This window comes from Rhodobacteraceae bacterium D3-12 (genome assembly GCA_025916135.1).
GTDB lineage: Bacteria > Pseudomonadota > Alphaproteobacteria > Rhodobacterales > Rhodobacteraceae > JAKGBX01.
Genome location: CP104793.1, coordinates 3,437,585 through 3,459,906 on the forward strand (window position 1 = coordinate 3,437,585; position 22,322 = coordinate 3,459,906).

Sequence of the window (22,322 nt, forward strand, 5' to 3'; positions counted from 1 at the left end):
CCGGCCATCCATCACGCCTGCTCTCCGATCAACCGCTGCAAAAGTTCCTTCACCGCGCCAAGACGATACCCCGCGCTGCCGCGCACATCGTCAATTGGCGACAGCGGCGACAGATGGGCATCCGTCACCACGACATCCCCCGCCAGCTGCCCGATCATCGCGGCCTCAAGCTCCGGCAACCGCTGCGCCACGGGCGAACACGCCCCCACCGCAACCCGCGCACCATCAATGCGCCCACCTGCATCCTTGCTGACCAAAACGGCTGCCATAGCAATCGAGATCACCAGATACTTGCGACTGCCCAGCTTGGAAAACCGCCCCACCATCCCCTCGGGTATGGCTGGAATATGCAGCGCCACGACCAACTCACCGGGCTCAAGCGCGGTCCGCCGGACGCCCTTGATGAATTCACCCAGCGGCATCCGCCTCGTTTCGCCGGCCCGCGCCAGCTCCACGTCAGCCTGCAACACCAACAACGGCGGCACACCATCCGCCGCAGGTGAGGCGTTACACAAGTTGCCCGCCACCGTGCCGGCATTCTGGATCTGGATGCTGCCAACCTCACGCGCTGCCGCCTTCAATCCATCAAAGGCAGGCGGCAAATCAGCCGCCACAATATCGCTCCACCGCGTCGCCGCTCCAATACGCCAGCCACCCGTCGCGTCTTGGGAAATCCCGCGCAAACCTCTGATCCGCGTCAGATCCACAAGGCTCGCCACAGGGCCGCCCGCGCCCATTGCCGGGTAAAAATCTGTCCCCCCCGCTATCGGGGCAACACCCCCCTCGGCCAACAGGCCAAGGGCTTCCTCAAGGCTTTGAGGCAAATGATAGTCCACTATACACCCCTGTCGGATCGTCGTTTTTATTCGTTCGTATACTAATGATAAGGAGGAAATTTGAGTCGTGTCAAAAGAAATCCTTCACCAACGTCCAACAGTCCCCCTCTTTGCCCGTTTCCTCAGCATATCCGCACAGACAAAAAAAGGAGCGCTCCCGCGCCCCTTCATCTGACCGAAAATATCCCCCGCGGAGCGTCCCCACCCCGCCACAGCCGAACCCGGTTGAGGGGGTTACCCCACCTCAACCCACGCGCCGTCGCGCTTCATCCGATGGGTGATCCGGTTCGCTTGGCCCAGCGTCTGCTCAATGAAACACCCCCGCTTGGCGGCAAGGATCAATGCCTCGATCTTGTCCGGCGCATCGGCGCTGTCCACATGCACGTCAATGGCAAAACTCTTCGGCGCGGTCTCGTAAACCCGCCCCTCGCGGGCCCAGTCCCATTCGATCACCGTCTCAACGTCGAGATCGTCAATCGTCACCCCCATCCGGCGCGCAAACGCCCGGATCTGGGTCATAAGACAGCCGGTCAGACTGGCAATAAACAATGCCAGCGGTGGCGGTGCGCTGGCATCCCCACCATGAAACGGCCCCTCATCGGTGGCCATCTCGAACCGCTCCTCCATCGGCTTGGTCATGCGCACATCCAATTCGTTGCGCATCTTGCCCACGGCATGCCCGGAACAGCGAAACTCTACCACCGCCCGCTCAGGGGCATTGTCTAGCGTGACTTCACTCATCTCAATTGTCTCTCACTATGCGGTTCTTCAACGTGCCAATCCCCTCGATGGTCAGCGCAAATTCATCCCCCGGAGCCAGCCGCTTGCCGGTTTCCAAACCACAGCCCGTCCCCACGGTGCCCGAGCCGATCACCTCACCGGGATACAGCGTTTCGCTGGCGCTGATATGCGCAAGGATCGCCGCGAAATCATGCTGCATCGACGCCGAATTACCGCCGCCCCAGCGCACGCCATTCACCGTCACCTCCATGTCCAACGCGACCGGATGCGCCACCTCGTCAGCCGTCAAAATCCACGGCCCCAGAATGTTGCCCGTGTCAAAATCCTTGCCCTTGGCCGGCCCCAACTGGCCCGGCATTTCGCGCATCTGCGCATCCCGCGCCGACACATCGTTCAGGATCGTGTAACCGAAAATGTAATCGGCCCCCGTTTCGGCAGAAATATCCTTGCCCTTCTTGCCCACAACCACGGCCATTTCCAACTCAAGGTCCAGATGCTCGGCGTATCCGGGCCACTGAACATCCTGCCCATGCCCGATAAAGCTCAGCCGGTTGCCCTTGTAATAAATCGGCTGGTCATACCACACGGGCGGCAATTGCGGGTCGTCCTGCCCGAATGCCTTCAGGCAGTTAAACAGATGCTCCTCAAACACCAGACAGTCGCGATACTGCACCGGCATAAGCGGCGGCCGGAATGCCACCTCTTCCTCCCTCAGAATGGCCCGATCATCCGCTGCCGCGATCAGCGCACGCGCCTCCGCCAGCGCCTCCTCGCCGCCATAGATCACGGCCATCATGTCAACGAAATGCGCCGCATCCGCTCCGGCCAATTCCGCCGCGCGGTGCAGATCAAGCATCCGCGCCTCGTCCAACGCCGCGACAACGCGCTCCCGGCCCTCAAAGGCCACTGTTCCCAAACGCATATCTTTTACTCCTCGAAAATGGCCACGGCACGGGTGAACCCGGCGCTGGCCGCTTTGATCTTGTAGGGAAAGCAGGAAATCTCGAACCCATCGCCCGGAAGGCTCTCAAGGTTCGACAGCTTTTCCATGTGGCAATAACCGATCTCGATGCTGGCGCGATGCCCCTCCCAGATGATCTTGGGATCATGATTTTCGGCATAAACCCGCGCTGTCAGGGCAAAGGGCGCATCCCAACTCCATGCATCCGTGCCGGTCACACGCACCCCGCGCTCAAGCAAATACATGGTCGCATCGCGCCCCATGCCGCAGCCCTTCATCAGATAGTCATCCTTGCCATAATGGGCCCCGGCCGAGGTGTTGATCACGACGATATCAAGCGGTCGCAACTCATGCCCGATCCGCTTCAACTCTGCCTCAACATCGCCGGGAGTGACGATATAGCCGTCCTCCATATGGCGGAAATCCAGCTTTACACCGGGGTTCATGCACCACTCCAATGGCACCTCGTCGATGGTCAGTGCCCGCTCACCGTTGCTCATGGTCGAATGGTGGTGATACGGCGCATCCAGATGCGTGCCGTTGTGGGTCGCGATCTGCAACCGCTCCACAGCCCAGCCCTCGCCCCCCGGAAGGTCGTCTTTCTGTAACCCCGGAAAGAACGCCATGACCTGCTCGGCGGTGTCTTCATGGGTCATATATTCGATCTCAGGCAGCATGATCGGCGGGTCCGACACGATCCCCATCTCCAGCGGAACCGAAATATCAACGAAACGTCTTGGCATAGGTGCCTCCTACTTTTTTACTGAATGCATCATACGTCGAGCCGGGTCAGCGGCTGCCCGTGGGGTGGCGCTTCCAACGCTGGCATTGGGCGCTTTATCTCTCCACCCCAATGCTCCGGCTTGATGTCGCGCTGTCCTCACCCAAGCGCCAGCCCGCCGGAACGAGCCGGCGCTGGCCCGGCGGCCTACGGCCTTGTTCCGGGCTTGGTTCATGAAATCGGCGTCGCATAGCGCCATCATATCAACCCGATCGCCAGCACCGGGAACACCAGAACCAGCCCCAGCACCAACAACATCAGCAACGCAAACGGCGCCGCCCCGATAAAGATGTCGGCAAGCGTGATCTCGGGATCATCCAGCGCCGATTTGATAACAAACACCGATATCCCGAACGGCGGCGTCAACAACCCGACCTCCACCGCGATCACCGTGACGATCCCGAACCAGATCAAATCAACCTGCATCCCCGACACCACCGGCAACATCAACGGCACAAGGATCAACATGATCGACGACGAATCCAAGATCGCCCCCATCAGCACAACAAGCAGCACATAAGCGAGGATCACACCCCAATAGCCAATCTCGGCATGGGCCACGAAACTGCCAAACTCCGCCGGAACCCCGCTCAACGCCAACATCCGGCTGTACATCTGTGCCGCAATAATCAGGAACGAAATCGCCGCCGTCACCAGACCGGTATCCTGCAACACCTCCCAGAAATCCGCCCAGCTCAGCGACCGCCGCGCCACCCCGATCACAATCGCCCCAAGGCAGCCAACAGCCCCCGCCTCGATCGGCGTGAAAAACCCGCCGTAAATGCCGCCCAGAACCAGCCCGATCAAGAGGAAAATCGGCAAGCCCTTGGCCATGACCTCTCCGGTCGACAGCGCATCTTCCGCCGCGACCTCGATATTGTCGCCCAACCGGTGCGGCCACAGCATCGCAGTGATCCAGATACCCACCCCAAACGCCAGCGCCAGCAATATCCCCGGCACGATCCCGGCAATGAACAAATCGCCCACCGATTGCTCGGTCAACAACCCATAAAGGATCAACAACAAAGATGGCGGGATAAGCATTCCCAACACGCTCGATCCGGCCACAACCCCAACGGCAAACCGCTTGTTATAGCCATGCCGGATCATCTCCGGCACGGCGATCCGGGTGAACACCGCAGCACTGGCAATCGAAATTCCGGTGATGGCGGCGAAAATCGCATTCGCCCCCACTGTCCCGATGCCCAAACCGCCCTTCAACCGGCGGAACACATGGTTGGCCACGTCAAACGCATCGCGCCCCATGCCGGTGACACTCACCACGTATCCCATCAAAACGAACAATGGCACGACCCCGAAGAAGTAGCTCGAAATCGTTTCCCCCGCCGCCAACGCCAGCAATTTTCCGGCCAAAAGCGGCGATCCCTTGATGGCCCAGACGCCAACATAAGACGACAGCATCAAGGCAAACGGCACCCAGAACCCGGCATAGATCATCACAACCATCGCGCCGAAACTCATCATGCCAATCTCGAACGGGCTCATGCCGCGACCCCTTTCCAAAACCGCAATGCAGCACCCAAGGCATGCAGGCAAAGCTGCACCAAAAGCGCGGCACAGCCGATCACAATAATCAATTTCACTGGCCACACCGGCGCAATGAAATCGCCAATCGTGCCCTCATAGGTGCCGCGCACCCATGCCTTTTGAAACAACGGCCAACTGGCCGAGATGATTTGCCAAACCAATGCAATCGCAGCCAGCGAGAAGATCACCTCCAACCCCTGCCGCGCCCGCGGGCTGCGCCGCGCCAACCCGCCCAGCAACAAATCGGTCCGCGTCAGCCGCCCCATGCGAAAGGTCTGCGCCACTTGCAGAAAAACGATGGCGACAATCGACATCGACACCATCTCCGGCACGCCCGACACCGGCGCATCAAACGCCCCGCGCCCGATCACATCGGCATTGATAAGCAGCATTACCGCCACGATAAGCAACGTGCCCGCCACGTTCAGCGCCACGGTCACCCCATCGACCCCGCGCCTTAACGTGCGATACCACACGGGCATCTCATCAAATGTCTGCGCCTGCTCGGCCATGGCTCTCCCCCCGCCCCGGAGCTGATCCGGGGCCTCTCGCCCGCAATTGGATATCTTAATTGAAGAGGCCCCGGGTCATCGCCCGGGGCAGCTCTCGCTTTCAGCTGGCCAAGATCACTCTTGATCCCAGTTGCGCACCGGCGTGGCACCAGCCGCCCGCATCGTGTCCATATACGCCTTGAGAACCGCAGTCCCGGCCTTGCCCTCACTGTCAAGCTTCTCAGCCCAGAGCTTGGCCACGTTGTCCATGCCCTTGGCCCATTGCTCGCGGAACGCGCCGTCGACTTCTTTTATCGTCGCGCCCTGGCTCTCCATGATCCCAAGGAACTTCTTGACCGACGCATCAAGGTCTTGCTGATAGGCCACCGCATCCGCCTTGGCCGCAGCCTTCAACGCCGCCTGCACTTCGGGGGCCAACCCGTCATACCAATCCTTGTTGGCAGCAATCCCACCGGCGTATTGCGCCCCAAACCCGATCTTGGTGATATGCGGCGCCACCTCATGCAATTTCCCCGGAAGGGCTGCACTGGCGAACACGATCACACCGTCATAAACGCCGGTCTTGATCTCGTTGTAATAGGTCGTGAGATTGCCACTCACCCCCACAGCACCCGTGCCTTTAAGCCAGTTCACCGCCGGTCCCGGCGCGCCGATCTTGCGCCCCTCAAGGTCGGCGATCGAATTGACCGGGAATGTCGTCATCAGCAGATAGTCATCAATCCCGATCCCGCCGCCAAGGTATTCCAACCCGTTCTCGGCCCAAGCCGCCTTCATATCCGCATTGCTGGCCTGCAACTTGTCCATCCAGCCGGAAACGGCTGTGCTGTCGCTCGACACGAACGGCGTGAAATAGGTGACGTTCTGCACGCTCAACTTGGCCGGATCAAACAGCGAGGAAATCAACCCGATCTCGGCCAGCCCCTCTTCAACGGCCTCCAGCTCATCGCCCACTTTCGCCAGCGAGCCACCATATTGCTCGGACCAGTTGATCTTGTGGCCCGTCCCTTCCAACGCCTTGTTCACCGCCGGAATAAACGTCTGATTGGCGTGCTTCACCCAACGAAACACCGCCGGATGCCCCGCCACGATGGTCACATTCATCTCTTCGGCCTGCGCCGCCGCCGGTACGCTTATCGCCCCGCCCAGCGCCATCGCGGCCACAGCCACGCTCTTGATTACGAAATTCATACTTCACTCCTCCCAAAGTTTACGAAAATTGTCTTAGATCAGGGCACGCACCCCACCACAAATAAACGGCACAATCCGCGCCAAAACCGCATCTGCGTCGCCATCGTCACATACGCCGCCCGACAACCGCTTGGGCCGTCCGGTGCGCGCCATCATCGTCATGCCGACACCAATCGCGAACATATAGGCCCACACAGCATCCTCTTGGCTAAGCCCGGGCTCGGCCTCTTTCAGCGCGCCAATGTATTCATGGGCAATCGGGTCGTAATAGGTCTCGGTCAACGCCCGCGCCATCGGATCATTCGAATTCGCCATCGACACAAGAATGCGCGCAAAACTGCCCCCATCTTCGGCAAGCTCAATGCCGGTCTCGATGGTCGGGCGGAACAACGCCTCAACGATCTCCTCCAGATGCAACGCACCTGCGGCACGCAACACCGCAAGCCTCTCGGCACGCTCTTCGTTGATCTGCCCCGACCGGCGCGCCACCATTTTTTCAAACAGCCGCGCCTTATTGTCGAAATGATAATGGATCAACCCCTGCGCCACGCCCGCCTGATTGGCAATCTCACGCAGCGCCGCGCCTTCATAGCCGGATTCCGCAAACACACGCTCCGCCGCGTCAAGGATCGCACCAAATCGCGCGCCCCCCGCTTCGTCAGGCTTTTGTGCTGCGTTTCCACTCACCCCAGTTCCCTCCCAAAAACTGACTGATCGCTCAGTCAGGCTCTGCTCAATCTCGATTCGTGTCAACCCACCCTTCATCTGACTGGAAATATCCCGGGGGCGTGGGGGCTGGCCCCCACTTAAACCTGCGCGTGGGGGCTCACCGCCACTCAAGTCAGCGCGTGGGGCTGGCCCCCACTCTAACCCCGCGCGATCCCCCCACGACCCAACGACAGCAACACCTTCCCCCTCCCACCTGTGCGCACTTGCCCTGTTGCACCCCGTCGCATGCTGCGTATACCTGAGCACGATGAAACCCATCCGGCGATCATACATCGCGCTCTTTCTGGCGCTCATGCTGGCCTTCACAGGTCAAAGCATGGCCGTGGCACGCGGCATGCCCGATGCCACCGGTCAAATCGTGCTGTGCACCGGATCCGGGCCGCTGGTTATCTCGGTCGATGCAAATGGCCAACCCACCGGAGCGGCCCACATCTGCCCCGATTTCGCGGCCGCCCTCTTTGTCGCCCTCGGCGAGGCCCCCTGTCTCTGTCACAGGAAGCAACGCCGCGCGGCCTGATCTGGGCTGCGGACACCTATGCGCTTGCCTCTGAAACGCGCCGCATACCCCGCGCGCGCGACCCGCCCGCCTGAGGCCCCTTTTCCAAACAGACCAAATTCAATCTAAAATTCCCCTAAGAGGAGAGACGTCAATGTCCTTCAAACTCCGTTTCGCTGCGGCCGCTGCCGCAATCGCCTTCGCCCTGCCCGCCTTTGCTGACGGCATTATGGTCGATGACCCCTACGCCCGCACCAGCTCGGCCAAATCGACCTCCGGCGCGGCCTTCATGCTGATCCACAACCACACCGGCGCCGACGACCGCCTGATCGACGTGAAATCCGATGTCGCCAAGCGGGTCGAACTGCACACCCACCTCGAAGACTCCAACGGCGTCATGAAAATGATCCACGTCGAAGAAGGGTTCGACCTGCCAAAAGACGGCATGATCGCCATGAAACGTGGCGGCGCACATGTCATGTTCATGGGCCTCAACGCGCCTCTGAAACAAGGTGACAAAGTCGCGGTCACTCTGGTCTTTGAAAAGGCCGGCGAGGTTAACGTCGAAATCCCCGTCGATCTTGAGCGCAAGGCCAAGCACGGCGGCATGGACCACAAGCACGAGCATAAGCCCGATCACAAACACGAAAACTCTTCGGACTGATCGCGACCAATGACCGACCTACAGGGCGCGCGCGGACAACCGCCGCGCCCTTTTTCGTCTCAGGACGCCAGCACGCTTTCAACCCAAGCCGGCACCACTTGCGTCGCCGGGCCAAACCGGGTCTCCTCGAACCGCGACACAACCGAAGATGGCTCAAGGTTGATCTCCACCGTGTGCGCCCCGGCTTGTCTGGCCAGATCCACAAACCCTGCGGCCGGATATACCTCGCCGCTGGTGCCGATCGCCACAAATACCGCCGCCCGCCCCAGCGCGTCGATGATCGCGTCCATGTGATAGGGGACTTCCCCGAACCAGACGATATCGGGTCGGGCCGCCGCGGCCCCGCACGCAGGACAGGCCTCCCCCACCCGCATCTCCTCGGGCGCTGGCCAGCGATGGTCACAGCTTGCACACAGCGCCTGATTCAACTGGCCGTGCATATGCACCACATGCTCCGCGCCACCCCGCTCATGCAGGTCATCGACGTTTTGCGTCACGATCAAAACCTCGCCCGGATAAGAGCGTTGCAACCGCGCCAGCGCGCTATGCGCCGCATTCGGCGCGGCCCCCGCGCAATTGTCGCGGCGGGCGTTATAGAACGCGTGAACCAAGGCCGGATCGCGTGCAAACCCCTCCGGCGTCGCCACGTCGTTCAAATCATATTTGGTCCACAATCCATCGACATCGCGAAAGGTGCCCAACCCGCTTTCCGCCGAAATTCCAGCCCCAGTCAAAATGACAATCGGCCCTTTCATTGCAACGCCTTGATCAACCGCGCTTTCACGCTCTCATAACTCGGGGCATCGCCCTCAAGAAACCCCAGCGTCGAATGCTGGTCCCCGTCATAAAGGTCCATATGAAAAAGCCGCGTCACCGGCTTGCCCTCGGCCTTCAGCTTTTCGGCGTGAAACTTCTGCGTCTTGGCATAAGACCCCACAATCGCCGCCTTGGTCAAGCAATTGGAATCATCCAGCATCAAAACATAAAGCTTGGCATATTCCCCGGTGAACGGGCTTAGCCGAAAGGCGAGAATATCACCCTTTGGCGAATGGATCGTCTCGATCTTCTCAAGCGTTTGCGGTTCAGGCGCCAGAAACCGCCCCCAGTGATCCATCACACAGCCGGCCCTTACAGGCCCCGAAACGGCAAAAGCGGCGATGACGGCCAAGACAATGCGTATCATTTAGACACCCGGTGTTGTGCAAATACCCCGCCACCCTACCGCAGAACATCCCCCTGACAAGATAGAGCTTTTCCGACTTGTCCACCGCCCCGGTTTTGCACAAGGTAAGGCCATGTTTCAGACCGGACCAATTATCTTTCGTTTCAAGGGTGTATTCGGCATCCCGGTCGAAATCGGCCAAACTCTGGCGTTCCTGATATTGCTGTTCGGCGGGCTGTCCTTTGTCGGCGGCGGCAATCCCATGTGGCTGGCGGCGGTGATCGGTATGATCCTGCTGATCATCTACCTGCATGAACTGGGCCACGCCTGGGCTTGTCAGGTCCAAGGCGTCCCGGTGCGCCGCATCGTCCTGCACGGCGGCGGCGGGTTTTGCGAACAGGCCCGCTCGGCCACGTCGCATCAACAGGAATTCATCGTCGCCATGGGACCGATCGTGAATATCAGCCTCTGGGCGCTTGGCTCTCTGGCGCTCGACTGGATCGGCCCGCGCGGCATCGGCGGGCCTTATGGCTATTACTACCTGTCGCTCTTTACCACGTTGAACCTGATGTTCTTCATCTTCAACATGATCCCGGTGCAACCGCTGGATGGCGGGCGGCTGCTGCAGCTGATCTTGCTGCGCTTTACGTCACAAAACATGGCGATGCGGATCGCAGGCGGCGTCGGGCTGGTCTTTGCTGTCCTGTGGTGGCCCGCGTTGTTATACCTTTGGCTTACCTCCGGGTGGCTGCTGCTCTTTGTGCCGTCGATCTGGCTGCACTATCGAATGGCACGCGGCGAACTCAGAATGTAGAGCCCTCGAGGAAAGCGAAAACCGATGCGCGTATTGTTCGTCTGCCTTGGCAATATCTGCCGCTCTCCCGCCGCCGAAGGGGTGTTTCGTGCGCTGAGCGATGGCACGCATGACACCGAAAGTGCCGGCACCAGCGACTGGCACATCGGCGAGCCACCCTACGCCCCGATGATCCAAGCAGCCAAGGCGCGCGGCACCGACCTCTCGAACTTGCGCGCACGGCAAGCCACGGCGCAGGATTTCACCCGGTTCGATTTGCTCATCGCGATGGATGACAGCAACCTGCAAACCCTCGAAACACTGCGCCCGGCAGGCAATACAACACCGCTCCACCTGTTTACCGACTTCGCCGCTGATTGCGATGGGCGCGACGTGCCTGACCCCTACTATACCCGCGACTTCGACGGGGTGCTCGACCTCATCGAAACCTGCGCGAACGGTCTCAACCGCGCGTTGGCAGACAATACAATCACAGGTTTGACACCGCGCAGTTAGCCGGGAAGTTGGCGGAAACCCCGCCGCTTAACGGACTGCTCAACCGCAGACAGACGCGGCTTTCTCGGCATAGTCCTTATAGGTCAGCCAGAACCGTTCATGGCTGGTATTGTCTGACTGCCGGATCACCTGTGCACGGTGCGGATCATTATAAAAGCTCGCCGCAAGCCGTTGGTCGGACCCGTTGAGACTGTCATTGGCGACCGCCTGAATACAGCCACACCGCTCGCGCGAGCGGGCCTTGCGATCGGAGGAAAGACACGCCTTCGAAATCGGCCCCGACGCCAATCGCAGCGCAGGCCGCTCACCGGTGATCGTGGCCGTGCGCACCGTTGTTGATGTTTTAACCGTGCGTCCAAGATCACGGTCCGCCTTGCGATACCCACCACACGCGGCAAGCGCGACACAGGCGGTTAGGACAATAATGAAACGCATACTGCTGTTGCCTCTGGCATTTTGTTTTGCCGCAATCATGCCTCATCAGAGCACAAGATTCAATTGGCGTTGCACCGGGCTTCGGTGCGCACAAGCCACCGGAGCCGGTTGCGGCCTCGAAGGTGATTTTCGGATCACCAACGCCACTGTTCAGGGTGGGGGGCCAGCCCCCCACACCACAGTTAAAGGTGGGGGCCAGCCCCCCACACCACAGTTAAAGGTGGGGGGCCAGCCCCCCACACCCCCCGGGATATTTTCAGTCAGATGAAAACAAACGAAAACAGCCCCGCCACCAAGGGCAGGGCCGTTAAAACTTGTCAGGTCAAAAAGAAATCAGGCTTCTGCCTGAGCCTTCTTGATCGCTTTTTTCACTTTCAGCGCCGAATCCGACAGCTCGTCGTCCTTGGCTTTGGCCAGGAACGCGTCCAGCCCGCCACGGTGATCGACCGAGCGCAGGGCAGCTGCCGTGATCCGCAGCTTCACACCACGACCGAGCGTTTCCGACTGAAGCGTCACATCGTTCAGGTTCGGCAGGAAACGGCGGCGGGTTCTGTTCTTGGCGTGGCTGACATTGTTGCCAGTCATCGGGCCTTTACCGGTCAGTTCGCATACACGCGACATGGGTTTATCCTCATCTTTGATCGTGCAAGGCGCCGTGGCCTCGTCAACACAAATGGGCGCCGACATCGCAGCACCCTGAAATCCGTCTGCGGTCTTTAGGTGGAATCACCTGTGGCGTCAAGCCTGTATGGCGGTGATTTCCAGAATTGGCGAGCCCAGCAAGCCCCCCAAGCGCATTTTCGCGTGGTAAACTCAAAGCTGACCCTGCACCACCGCGACAACCGCCTGTGCCGCACGCTATCGCGGCGCGGGCGATACGGCCTCAAAGCCCGGCTTACCCAGCTTCTTGCCTGCCTGATCGGCCCCTGTTAGCGTCGCGCGATGACCTTGTCCTTTCGCCCTCTCACTGACGCTGATCTGCCTGCCGCTGCCGCGCTCTGGCACGAAGGCTGGATCGCCGGACACGCCGATTTCGCGCCCCCCGACCTCATTCGCCTCAGAACGCTGGAGAGCTTCCACGACAGGCTTTCACGGCATATGGCGCAGACCTTTATCGCGGCAGATGCCGACCGGCTGCTTGGCTTTGTCATGCTGCATGATAACGAAATCGACCAGTTCTATGTCGCCCAGTCTGCCCGCGGCACCGGCACCGCGTCGGCCCTCATGGGTGAGGCCGAAGCCCGCCTGCGCGCCGCCGGGCATACAGCCGTCTGGCTGGCCTGTAGCGTCGGCAATGACCGGGCCGCAAGATTTTACGAAAAATCGGGCTGGCGGCGCGGCGCGACCAAGGACATGACGTTCGAAACCACCGCCGGCCCCTTCCCGATCACCATCTGGCGCTACGAAAAAACGCTCTGACGACACTCCTCCGCGACAGCCCAGCGCCCGGCGCGCGGCGCGCGGCTCTGACACATCAAAGCACCCAACCCTCCGGGCCTCTCAAAAACCCGCGCGATCACGTCTTGTCGCGCGCGGCCTTTTCTTCCTTGGTCAGCTTGTTGTTCCAGACGTTCTTGCTCAGCCCCAACTCGGGCTTGGGCGGTTTCGTCTCGCCAACGCTGACTTTGCCGCCCTTGTTCAGGAACTCCTGAATAAGCGCGTCATCGGTGTTTTCTTTGGGGACATGTTTCATGGGAAAAACCCTACGCCCTGCACGAGCGCCAAGCAACCGCCAACGCACCCGTAACGACAGATATCATCGCGCTGTCATGTCTCGCCCTACAAGCGATAGCCGCCCGACACGGTCAGAACCTCGCCGGTGATGAACCCCGCCGCGTCGCTGGCCAGAAATCGCACGGCTTTTGCAATGTCGTCCGGCCTGCCGATCCGGCCCAGCGCGGTCATCTCTACAAAGGCCTGCGTCAGATCGGCGTCGCGCGGCGCTTCGGGGGTGTTGATCGCCCCCGGCGCCACCGCGTTCACACGGATGCCCTGTGGCCCCAACTCCTTGGCCATCGCCCGCGTCCAAAGGTCGAGCGCCGCTTTGCTTGCGCCATAAGCCGCCGCACCCATCGGCGGCAACACGGCATTAACGGACGAGATATTCACCACCGCCGCTCCGCGCTCAAGATGCGGCAAAGCGGCCGATAAAATCGCGCCCGCAGCAAACAGGTTTACCTCGAAAATCGCCCGCCAGCTTTGGGCGTCAAACGCCTCCTTCGGCGTGCTTTCCACCAGACCCGCGTTGTTCACGATCACATCGGGCCGCCCGGCTTTGTCGATCGCCTCGCCAATCAACGCCTCCGCCGCACCCTCGGAGCGCAGATCCGCTTGCACGGCAATGCAGCCGCCGCCAAGCCCCTCTGGCACCGTGGAATTGTAGTGCACCACGACCAGATGATCCTCGGACAGCGCCTCGACGATGGCGCGGCCGATGCCGCGTGCACCGCCGGTGACAAGAGCCACTTTTTTCTGCGCCATCCCTTTCCTCCCCATCAACGGCTCACTCTGCCGCCGCTCCGGCGTCACCATCAAGCTCATCGCCCAAGAACCCGCCCGACTGGCGCGCCCAAAGCCCCGCGTAAATCCCGCCTTTGGTCAGCAAATCGTCGTGGCTTCCGGTCTCCACGATGCGGCCCGCTTCCATCACCACGATCCGATCCATCTGAACGATGGTCGACAAGCGGTGCGCAATCGCCAGCACTGTCTTGCCCTCCATCACCCGCGCCAAAGCCGCCTGAATCGCCGCCTCGACCTCGGAATCGAGCGCCGATGTCGCCTCGTCCAGAACCAGAATCGGCGCGTCCTTCAAAATGGCGCGCGCCAATGCGATCCGCTGCCGCTGCCCCCCAGACAGCTTGACGCCCCGCTCGCCCAGATGGGCATCATAGCCAGAGCGCCCCTCGCCATCCTCAAGGTCGCGAATAAACTCATCTGCCTCGGCCTTTTCGGCGGCGGCGATCAACTCGCCCTCGCTCGCGGTCTGACGGCCATAAAGGATGTTGTCGCGTGCCGGACGATTGAACATCGCCGTATCCTGCGTCACCATCCCCACCTGACGGCGCAGGCTTTCTTGCGTCACCCCGGCAATGTTTTGCCCGTCGATCCTGATCTCGCCGCCCTCAGGATCATAAAGCCGCAGCAGCAACGACACCAGCGTCGATTTCCCCGCGCCGGATGCGCCAACGATGCCGATCTTCTCGCCCGGCGCCACGTCAAGCGACAGCGCCCGAACCCCGCCCACCGGGCGGCCATAGGTGAAATCGACCGCATCAAACACGATACGCCCATCCGCAACCGTCAACTCTTTTGCATCCGGGCGATCAACCAGACCATGCGCCGGCGACAGCGTGTGCATCCCGTCCTCGACCTCGCCCAGATCGGCATAGATCGTCATCAAGGTCCAACTTACCCAACCCGTCATCTGCGCCAGCCGGATCGACATCGCTCCCGTCGCCGCCAGATCGCCGCTCGTCACGCCGCCCGCGCCCCAGCGCGTCAACCCATAGCCCAGCATCGCAACCGGCAATGACCCGGCCAATACGATCAACAAAAAGCGGAACCACACCGCCAGCTCGGCCCAATGAATGGCGCTGCTGCGAAACCGCCCGACACTGTCCAATGCGGCGCGATCCTCATGCGCGTCATGGGCGAACAGCTTCACGGTGCGGATATTGGTCACGGTATCGACAATCTGCCCCGTCACACCGGCCCGCGCCCCGGCCCGCGCCGCCGAGCGTTTGCGAATCCGCGGCAGGAAAGCCCTCAGCAACACGACATAAAGCACCAGCCAGAGCAGCACGATCACGGTCATTCCCGGATCAACACTCGCGCTCAACGCCAGCATCCCCACAACGGCCGCCAGCGCAAAGGTGATCGCATTCACCGATTCCTGTACGACCGAAACGATGCTGTTGGCGGTCTGCATCTGCTTTTGCGCAATGCGGCCCGCGAAATCATCGTCGAAAAAGCTGACTGACTGGCCCAGCGTATGCCGGTTCAACCGCACCATGACCTGACTAAACAGGTTCGGTGCCAACGCAATAGATTGAAACCCCGTGGCCAGCCCGAAGGAGACCGGACGCAGCACCAACAACACCGCCGCGGCCCAGAATAACAAGGCCGCGTTATCCGCCCAAAAGCTCACGCCGCCCGTCGCCGTGGCATCCACGATCCGCCCCAGCAACAACATGACCAACGCCTCAAACGCACCGCCCAAAGCAAACAGAAATCCGGCGATGGCAATGACAGGCCAACACCCGTCAAGCGCCCAGCGAAAGAATGCGCCCAGTTGTCTTGGCGGCGCGCCTTTGGCCGGGCGTTCCGGGTCGATCCGCTTGGCGAACCACGCTGCAAATTTGGTCGTTTTCATTGCGTTGCCACCATGCGTTGCCACCATGTTCTCAACTATGGGGCACAGGCGCCCCCTTCGTTCCGGGCGCGACCTCGGACGCTCTTACCCATCACCCCTACCCATCACCGGCGCGGTCCCGGGTCAAGTCTGGGACAGGTGTTTCACCACCTATTGCGCCGCTGCGTCATCCGCCCCCGTCTTGTCTCCAGGCTCGTCTCCGGTCTCGTCTCCGAGAAAGCCACCTGACTGGCGCGCCCAAAACTGCGCATAAAGCCCGCCTTGCGCCAGAAGATCGGCATGCCGCCCCTCTTCGACGATCCGGCCATCGTCCATCACGACGATCCGGTCCATATGCGCAATGGTGCTCAACCGGTGGGCAATCGCAATCACCGTCTTGCCCTCCATCATACCATAGAGCGTGTCCTGAATGGCGGCTTCCACCTCGCTGTCCAAGGCGCTTGTCGCCTCGTCCAGCAACAGGATCGGCGCGTCTTTGAGGATGACCCGTGCCAGCGTGATCCGCTGACGTTGCCCACCAGAGAGCTTCACCCCCCGTTCACCCACCTGCGCGGCATAGCCGCCGTTGCCCTTGGCATCAACCAGCCCCTCGATGAACCCATGCGCCTCGGCCTTTTTCGCGGCGGCAATGATCTCTTCCTCGCTGGCCTCCGGGCGGCCATAGGCGATGTTGTCGCGCACCGAGCGATGCAACAGCGCGCTGTCTTGCTGCACCATCCCGATCGCGGCGCGCAGGCTGTCTTGCGTGACGTTTGTGATGTCCTGCCCGTCAATGCGAATGACACCGGCCTCGGCATCGTAAAACCGCAACAACAGCTTCACCAGCGTCGATTTCCCCGCGCCCGACCGGCCCACAAGCCCGACCTTTTCGCCCGGCGCAACGGCCAGTTCCACCGCATTCAACCCGCCGCTGCCGCGCCCGTAGTGATGGCTGACGCCGTCAACCTCGATCCGCCCATTGCCAAGGCGCAAGGGCTTGGCCTCGGGCGCATCCACAAGGTCAATCGGCTGGGCAATCGTCTGCATCCCTTCCTTGACCACGCCCAGCTGGCGAAAGAACGACGTGATCGCCCACATAATCCAGCCCGTCATCGCATTCAGCCTGAGCACCAAAGCCGAGGCCGCCGCCACCGCGCCAACGCTCGCCTGCCCCTGCATCCACAAGAGCACCGCCCAGCCGACAACGCCCATGATCAGGAACCCGTTGAGCATCACCAAGCCGAAATCCATCAACGTATAAAGCCGCATCTCGGCTTGAAACGTGTCGCGCGAGTGGTCGATCGCTTCTTTGGCGTAGTCCATCTCGCCCTTGGTATGGGCGAACATCTTGACGGAATGAATGTTGGTATAGGCATCCACCACCCGCCCCGTCACCGCGCTCCGCGCGTCCGAGGCTTTCTCGGATGCCGGACCAACACGGCGAACGGTCCACCGCATCAACGCGGCATAGGCCACAAGCCAAAGCACCAATGGCACCGCCAGCCGCGCATCCGCCTGCCCCAGCACAATCACCGCGCCGATCACATAAGCCAGCGAATAGGTCAGCGCGTCAAACACCTGAAACACCGCCTCTCCGGCGGCAGGCGGGGTCTGCATGATGCGATTGGCAATGCGCCCCGCGAAATCATTTTCGAACCAACCCACCGACTGGCGCAACACATGCGCATGCGAACGCCACCGGATCAACGTCCCGAAATTCGGCATGATCGCGTTGTTGACAAGCATTACGTCAAAAAGCTGAAACGCCGGGCGCAGTAGCAAGATGAACACCGCCAATGCGATCATCGTGTTGCCATGCTCTTCCCAGACCCCCGCCGGGTCACCCTGCAGGATGTCAACGACCCACCCCATGTAGTAGATCAGCAGCAATTCTCCGGCGGCCACCACGACCGACATGATCCCGGCCAGCCAGAAAACAGTTTTGAAGGGCTTGGAATAGCCCAACATGAAACGCCACAAGGTCTGTGGCGGACGATCCTCGGGCGGATAGTCGCAATAAGGGTCAACAAGGTTTTCAAAATAACGAAACATGAGAGAGCTTCCTAGAAACAAAGCAATTGCAATATGTCGGCAGGCGACAACCGGGATGACAGCCACCTGTGGCCCGTCACCCCAAGGCGCGCCCACAAGCTTGGACGCTACTTAGCTATGAATATGCCAAATCCCGCGATACATATTGCACCCTCCCTTCAGGTTGCCCCGGCACGCTATCTCAGGGAAAACCGGATGTCACCCCCTCGGAACCTTGGGGCGGGTCGCGGGCAAAGGTGGGGGCCAGCCCCCCACACCCCCAGGGATATTTTCAGTCAGATGAATAACACATCATTAACCTTAACTGCATTGCGTCGCGGAAGGGTTCTGGGGCTTACGTCACCTTGCTATTACTTGAATAAAAGCGTGCGGAAGCACTCCTTTGGATCACCCTTTGATCCGGGCCAATGCCTCGCTTGCGGCACGTGTTGGGGTGAGTTTGCCGGCCGCAACTTCGTCGGCCAGTCCCGACATGATATCGCGGGCTGGGCCTGTCTCGAGTTGTCTCAGCAGGCCTTGTCGGACATCTTCGCGGAACCAGAACTCTGCCTGCTCGGCGCGGGCGCGTTCGAAATGGCCATTCTCGCGGCGCCACTCGATCAGCGAGGTCATCTCGCTCCAAGCGGTTTCCAGCCCGTCTTGTTGCAGCGCGGACACCATCATCGCTTTGGGAAACCCTGCCGGATCCTGCGGACGTTTTCTCAGCAGTTTCAGCGCGCCCATATAGTCGGCGCAGGTGCGTGTCGCGGCGGGTTTGAGATCACCATCCGCCTTGTTCACAAGGATGATATCGGCCATCTCCATGATCCCGCGCTTCACGCCCTGCAACTCGTCGCCCCCCGCCGGGGCCAGCAGCAAGATGAACAGGTCCGCCATTTCCGCCACCATCGTCTCGGATTGCCCGACGCCCACGGTCTCGATCAGGATAACGTCGAACCCTGCCCCTTCGCACAGCTCGATCGCCTCGCGGGACCGGCGCGCAACACCGCCCAAATGGCTCTGGCTGGGCGACGGGCGGATAAACGCATTCGGATCGCGCGACAGCCGCTCCATCCGCGTCTTGTCGCCCAATATCGAGCCGCCCGACCGGGTCGAGCTTGGGTCCACCGCCAGCACCGCCACTTTCAGCCCTCGCGCCGTCAGCAAACAGCCAAACGCCTCGATAAAGGTCGATTTCCCGACCCCCGGCGTGCCCGACAACCCGATGCGGATCGCCTGTCGCCCCTGCGGCTTTAGCGCCTCAAGCAGCTCCGTCGCCTGTGCGCGGTGATCATCGCGCCCGCTTTCCACCAGCGTTATCGCGCGCGCCAGCGCACGCCGGTCGCCCGCTGCGATTTTTTGTGCAATTGCCGCGATGTCCATGGCGCTGACCCCGTGCTGACCAATCCCGCGCCTTCATGCCCAACTCGGGCAGCCAAGTCCAGCCACCCGCGATCCCTTATGGACGCGCGGCGCCCCCTGCCGCATAACCACCCCATGAAGTCCGGCCTGCCCATAGATGACGCGCTTGCCCCCCTCCTCGATGCGCTCCACCGCGAGGGGCGCGCCGTGCTGCAAGCGCCCCCCGGTGCGGGCAAAACCACCGTTGTGCCGCTTGCGCTACTTGAGGCAAAGCTGACCACCGGGCGCATCCTCATGCTTGAGCCGCGCCGCCTTGCCGCCCGCGCCGCCGCCGAACGCATGGCCGATAGCCTCGGTGAAACCACGGGTCAAACCGTCGGCTATCGCATCCGAGGCGAGGCGAAAACCTCGCCGCAAACCCGCATCGAAGTGGTCACCGAAGGCATCCTCACCCGGATGATCCAATCCGATGCCGAACTGTCCGGCGTCGGCGCGGTGCTGTTTGACGAATTCCACGAACGCTCGCTTAACGCTGACCTCGGCCTTGCGCTTTGTCTCGAAATCGCCGGCGCGCTACGTGACGACCTGATGCTGTTGCCAATGTCTGCCACGCTCGACGCCGCGCCATTGGCCGAGCTGATGCAAGCCCCGCTCATCACCTCCCAAGGGCGCGCTTTCCCGGTTGATACGATCTGGCGCGACACCCCCCTGCCCCCGCGCGCCCGGCTTGAAGAGGCAACCGCCGATCTCACCCTCCACGCGCTCACCGAAACCACTGGCGGCGTGTTGGTCTTCCTCCCCGGCGAAGGCGAAATCCGCCGTGCCGAGGCACTGCTCAAGCCCAAGCTGCCCAAGGATTGCACCCTTCACCCCCTGTTCGGCGCGATGCCGTTCAAGGACCAGCGCGCCGCGATCCAACCCGCGGCGCAAGGGCGCAAAATCGTGCTCGCCACCTCCATCGCCGAAACCTCGCTCACCATCCAGGACATCCGCGTGGTGATCGACGCAGGCCGCGCCCGCCGCGCCCGTTTCGATCCGTCGTCAGGCATGTCGCGCCTCGTGACCGAGCGTGTCACCCGCGCCGAAGCGACCCAACGCGCGGGCCGCGCAGGCCGCGTTGCACCGGGGCGCGCCTATCGCCTCTGGACCAAGGGCGAGGAGGGCGCGCTCGCCGCATTTCCCCCGGCCGAAATCGAGGCCGCCGATCTCACCGGATTGGCCCTTGAACTGGCGCTCTGGGGGGCCACGCCTGCCGATCTGCCCTTCCTGACCCAGCCCAACCCCGGCACCTACGGCGAGGCACAGGCCCTGCTCCACATGCTCGGCGCGCTCGATAACGACAACCGCATCACCGCGCATGGCCGCGCCCTCGCCGCACTGCCGTTGCACCCACGCCTTGCGCATATGCTCACCCTCGCGGGGCCGCCCGCCGCTCCCCTCGCCGCGCTTCTGGCGGATCGTGACCCGCTGCCGCGCTCTGCCCCCGCCGACCTCACCCTCCGGCTCGAGGCGCTCGCCGACCCGCGCCACTTTGCGCAAACCCGCCCGTATCCGCCCAACCGCCCCGCCCTGACCCGCATCAATGCAGAGGCCAAGCGTCTCGCCAGCCGTAGTCGCAGCCGCAAGGGCGCGCACAGCGCGCTCTCTCCCGCCGAAATGGCTGCGCTCGCCTATCCCGACCGCATCGCGCAACGCCGCAAAGGCGATCAGCCCCGCTATGTGCTCTCCGGTGGCAAAGGCGCGGTGCTGGACGATGGCGACCCCCTCGCCGCCACCCCCTTTCTCGTTGTCACCGATACTGACGGCAACCCGCGCGAGGCCCGCATCCGACAGGCCACCGCCATCTCGCAATCCGAAATCCGCGCCCAGTTCGCGGATCAAATCGGCTGGATCGACACCTGCGACTGGTCCAAACGCGACCGCCGCGTGGTGGCCCGAAAACAGGAACGCCTCGGCGCGATCACCCTCGATGACCGCATCTGGAAAGACGCCCCCGACGACGCCATCGCCACTGCCATGTGCGTGGGCATCCGTGATCTTGGCCTCTCGCCCTCTGCCGCCGCCCAAAGGTTTCGCGCCCGCGTGGCCTTGGCCCGTGCGGCGGGCGAAGCGCTACCCGACATGTCCGATGACGCCTTGCTCAACGGCCTCGAAGACTGGCTCATGCCACACTTGGGCCGCACCCGAAGCGCGGCTGACTGGAAAGCCTTCGACATCCTTCCCGCCTTGCAAGCCATGCTCGACTGGGGCCAGACCCAGCGCCTCAATACGCTCGCCCCGCCGCATTTCACCACACCATTGGGGCGCAAGATCCCGATCGACTATTCCGGTGACCACCCGGAAATATCGCTCCGCCTGCAAGAGATGTTTGGCCAGAAGACCCACCCGATGGTCGGCACCACGCCGCTGCGCGTGACGCTGCTCTCTCCCGCCCAGCGCCCGGTGCAAACCACGCTCGACATCCCCGGTTTCTGGGCGTCGTCCTATGACGACGTGCGCAAGGACATGCGCGGTCGCTACCCCAAACACCCCTGGCCCGACGATCCAACCCAAGCCGACCCGACCCTGCGCGCCAAACCCCGCGCCAAGCGCTGATACAGCTGCCTGAATTCAAGGCATTCGCCGTCAGCAACGCCCCGTCATGCCCCGCTCATTTTGCATATCCGGAAAAAACCCTATATAAAGAGCGAAACGATCAAAAAACTTTGAGCAGGTAAAACGGTTAACAATGACAAACGGATTGCGAAAAGCGTGGGCAGAGCTTGTCCGCCCGATGTTCCAGCGCCCCAAGCGGTTGCAGGTCGCAGCCCTGTGTTTCACCCGCAAAGGCCCCAAGAAAAAGGTGCTGCTCGTCACCTCGCGTGACACCGGTCGCTGGATCATCCCCAAAGGTTGGCCGATTGATGGCAAGGACGCCCCCGGCGCCGCCATGCAGGAAGCTTGGGAAGAAGCGGGCGTGAAATCCGGCAAGATCGCACCCGAACCCGTCGGCACCTATGACTACGACAAAGAGCTTTCCAGCGGCCTTCCCGTGCCGGTCGAAACCCTTGTCTATTCGGTCGAAGTCACCTCGCTCAAGGACGAGTTCCCCGAATCCGACCAACGCGAGCGCAAATGGGTCAGCCCCAAGAAAGCCTCCTCAATGGTGCGCGAACCCGAATTACAGGACATTTTGCGTCGTTTGTAACTGTTTTGTAACGGTTTTATGACAAAATT

General features: G+C 61.7%; 25 protein-coding genes. 8 read left to right on the plus strand and 17 right to left on the minus strand.

Going from position 1 to position 22,322, the window contains the following annotated elements:
- Nucleotides 1–11 precede the first annotated feature (11 nt).
- From N4R57_17005 to N4R57_17040, 8 genes are all read right to left on the minus strand, one after another.
- Nucleotides 12–836: an FAD binding domain-containing protein gene (locus tag N4R57_17005; protein ID UYV36675.1), complete on the minus strand. Its 825-nt coding sequence runs from the start codon at nt 834–836 to the stop codon at nt 12–14.
- A gap of 234 nt (nt 837–1,070) precedes the next feature.
- A complete protein-coding gene (locus N4R57_17010) occupies nt 1,071–1,577 on the minus strand; it encodes an OsmC family protein (protein ID UYV36676.1) in 507 nt (168 codons plus the stop codon).
- Nucleotide 1,578: 1 nt separating this feature from the next.
- Nucleotides 1,579–2,499: a fumarylacetoacetate hydrolase family protein gene (locus N4R57_17015; protein ID UYV36677.1), complete on the minus strand. Its 921-nt coding sequence runs from the start codon at nt 2,497–2,499 to the stop codon at nt 1,579–1,581.
- Nucleotides 2,500–2,504: 5 nt separating this feature from the next.
- Nucleotides 2,505–3,281, minus strand: coding sequence for a cyclase family protein (locus N4R57_17020; GenBank protein UYV36678.1), 777 nt, complete (start codon nt 3,279–3,281; stop codon nt 2,505–2,507).
- 236 nt (nt 3,282–3,517) lie between these two features.
- Complete coding sequence (locus N4R57_17025; GenBank protein UYV36679.1) at nt 3,518–4,825, minus strand: TRAP transporter large permease; 1,308 nt, start codon at nt 4,823–4,825, stop codon at nt 3,518–3,520.
- Nucleotides 4,822–5,379: a TRAP transporter small permease subunit gene (locus N4R57_17030; GenBank protein ID UYV36680.1), complete on the minus strand. Its 558-nt coding sequence runs from the start codon at nt 5,377–5,379 to the stop codon at nt 4,822–4,824. The genes N4R57_17025 and N4R57_17030 overlap by 4 nt, the downstream gene beginning before the upstream one ends.
- A 114-nt stretch (nt 5,380–5,493) precedes the next feature.
- Nucleotides 5,494–6,567, minus strand: a complete 1,074-nt coding sequence (locus tag N4R57_17035) for a C4-dicarboxylate TRAP transporter substrate-binding protein (protein ID UYV36681.1) — start codon at nt 6,565–6,567, stop codon at nt 5,494–5,496.
- A gap of 33 nt (nt 6,568–6,600) precedes the next feature.
- Nucleotides 6,601–7,254, minus strand: coding sequence for a TetR family transcriptional regulator (locus tag N4R57_17040; GenBank protein ID UYV36682.1), 654 nt, complete (start codon nt 7,252–7,254; stop codon nt 6,601–6,603).
- Between the two features lie 289 nt (nt 7,255–7,543).
- Between N4R57_17040 and N4R57_17045 the strand changes: the two genes are divergently transcribed.
- Both N4R57_17045 and N4R57_17050 read left to right on the plus strand, forming a co-directional pair.
- Nucleotides 7,544–7,813 carry a hypothetical protein gene (locus N4R57_17045; protein ID UYV36683.1) on the plus strand — a complete coding sequence of 90 codons (270 nt, stop codon included), beginning with the start codon at nt 7,544–7,546 and terminating at the stop codon, nt 7,811–7,813.
- A gap of 133 nt (nt 7,814–7,946) precedes the next feature.
- Nucleotides 7,947–8,456, plus strand: a complete 510-nt coding sequence (locus N4R57_17050) for a copper chaperone PCu(A)C (GenBank protein ID UYV36684.1) — start codon at nt 7,947–7,949, stop codon at nt 8,454–8,456.
- A gap of 59 nt (nt 8,457–8,515) precedes the next feature.
- Here the strand turns inward: N4R57_17050 and N4R57_17055 are convergent, their stop codons facing one another.
- Nucleotides 8,516–9,211, minus strand: a complete 696-nt coding sequence (locus tag N4R57_17055; GenBank protein ID UYV36685.1) for an NAD-dependent deacylase — start codon at nt 9,209–9,211, stop codon at nt 8,516–8,518.
- Nucleotides 9,208–9,639 (minus strand): hypothetical protein, encoded by a 432-nt coding sequence (locus tag N4R57_17060; protein ID UYV36686.1) that lies wholly within the window; start codon nt 9,637–9,639, stop codon nt 9,208–9,210. Before N4R57_17060 ends, N4R57_17055 begins: the two co-directional genes overlap by 4 nt.
- A gap of 112 nt (nt 9,640–9,751) precedes the next feature.
- Here N4R57_17060 and N4R57_17065 point away from each other — a divergent pair, with 112 nt between their 5' ends.
- The gene (locus N4R57_17065) at nt 9,752–10,432 is read left to right on the plus strand and encodes a site-2 protease family protein (GenBank protein ID UYV36687.1); all 681 of its coding nucleotides are present in this window, start codon (nt 9,752–9,754) and stop codon (nt 10,430–10,432) included.
- A gap of 24 nt (nt 10,433–10,456) precedes the next feature.
- Nucleotides 10,457–10,927, plus strand: a complete 471-nt coding sequence (locus N4R57_17070) for a low molecular weight phosphotyrosine protein phosphatase (GenBank protein UYV36688.1) — start codon at nt 10,457–10,459, stop codon at nt 10,925–10,927.
- Between the two features lie 39 nt (nt 10,928–10,966).
- Here N4R57_17070 and N4R57_17075 read toward each other — a convergent pair whose 3' ends face one another.
- Nucleotides 10,967–11,362 (minus strand): arginine transporter, encoded by a 396-nt coding sequence (locus N4R57_17075; GenBank protein UYV36689.1) that lies wholly within the window; start codon nt 11,360–11,362, stop codon nt 10,967–10,969.
- Nucleotides 11,363–11,695: 333 nt separating this feature from the next.
- A complete protein-coding gene (rpmB, locus tag N4R57_17080) occupies nt 11,696–11,983 on the minus strand; it encodes a 50S ribosomal protein L28 (protein ID UYV39605.1) in 288 nt (95 codons plus the stop codon).
- Between the two features lie 111 nt (nt 11,984–12,094).
- Between rpmB and N4R57_17085 the strand changes: the two genes are divergently transcribed.
- Both N4R57_17085 and N4R57_17090 read left to right on the plus strand, forming a co-directional pair.
- Nucleotides 12,095–12,295 carry a hypothetical protein gene (locus N4R57_17085; GenBank protein ID UYV36690.1) on the plus strand — a complete coding sequence of 67 codons (201 nt, stop codon included), beginning with the start codon at nt 12,095–12,097 and terminating at the stop codon, nt 12,293–12,295.
- A 9-nt stretch (nt 12,296–12,304) separates the two neighbouring features.
- On the plus strand, nt 12,305–12,781 hold the full coding sequence (locus N4R57_17090) for a GNAT family N-acetyltransferase (GenBank protein UYV36691.1): 477 nt from the start codon (nt 12,305–12,307) through the stop codon (nt 12,779–12,781).
- A 97-nt stretch (nt 12,782–12,878) separates the two neighbouring features.
- On the opposite strand, the gene N4R57_17095 is transcribed toward N4R57_17090, so the two are convergent.
- The 5 genes from N4R57_17095 to meaB all read right to left on the minus strand — a co-directional run bounded on the left by N4R57_17095 (nt 12,879) and on the right by meaB (nt 19,127).
- Entirely contained in the window at nt 12,879–13,055 is a 177-nt protein-coding gene (locus N4R57_17095; protein UYV36692.1) for a hypothetical protein, read from the minus strand.
- 86 nt (nt 13,056–13,141) lie between these two features.
- Complete coding sequence (locus N4R57_17100; protein UYV36693.1) at nt 13,142–13,843, minus strand: SDR family oxidoreductase; 702 nt, start codon at nt 13,841–13,843, stop codon at nt 13,142–13,144.
- A 22-nt stretch (nt 13,844–13,865) separates the two neighbouring features.
- Entirely contained in the window at nt 13,866–15,734 is a 1,869-nt protein-coding gene (locus N4R57_17105; protein UYV36694.1) for an ABC transporter ATP-binding protein/permease, read from the minus strand.
- 150 nt (nt 15,735–15,884) lie between these two features.
- Nucleotides 15,885–17,765: an ABC transporter ATP-binding protein/permease gene (locus N4R57_17110; protein ID UYV36695.1), complete on the minus strand. Its 1,881-nt coding sequence runs from the start codon at nt 17,763–17,765 to the stop codon at nt 15,885–15,887.
- Between the two features lie 387 nt (nt 17,766–18,152).
- Nucleotides 18,153–19,127 (minus strand): methylmalonyl Co-A mutase-associated GTPase MeaB, encoded by a 975-nt coding sequence (meaB, locus tag N4R57_17115; GenBank protein UYV36696.1) that lies wholly within the window; start codon nt 19,125–19,127, stop codon nt 18,153–18,155.
- Nucleotides 19,128–19,205: 78 nt separating this feature from the next.
- Here meaB and hrpB point away from each other — a divergent pair, with 78 nt between their 5' ends.
- Together hrpB and N4R57_17125 are read left to right on the plus strand one after the other, a co-directional pair.
- On the plus strand, nt 19,206–21,701 hold the full coding sequence (hrpB, locus tag N4R57_17120) for an ATP-dependent helicase HrpB (GenBank protein ID UYV36697.1): 2,496 nt from the start codon (nt 19,206–19,208) through the stop codon (nt 21,699–21,701).
- A 133-nt stretch (nt 21,702–21,834) separates the two neighbouring features.
- Nucleotides 21,835–22,293 carry an NUDIX hydrolase gene (locus tag N4R57_17125; protein ID UYV36698.1) on the plus strand — a complete coding sequence of 153 codons (459 nt, stop codon included), beginning with the start codon at nt 21,835–21,837 and terminating at the stop codon, nt 22,291–22,293.
- Nucleotides 22,294–22,322: the final 29 nt, after the last annotated feature.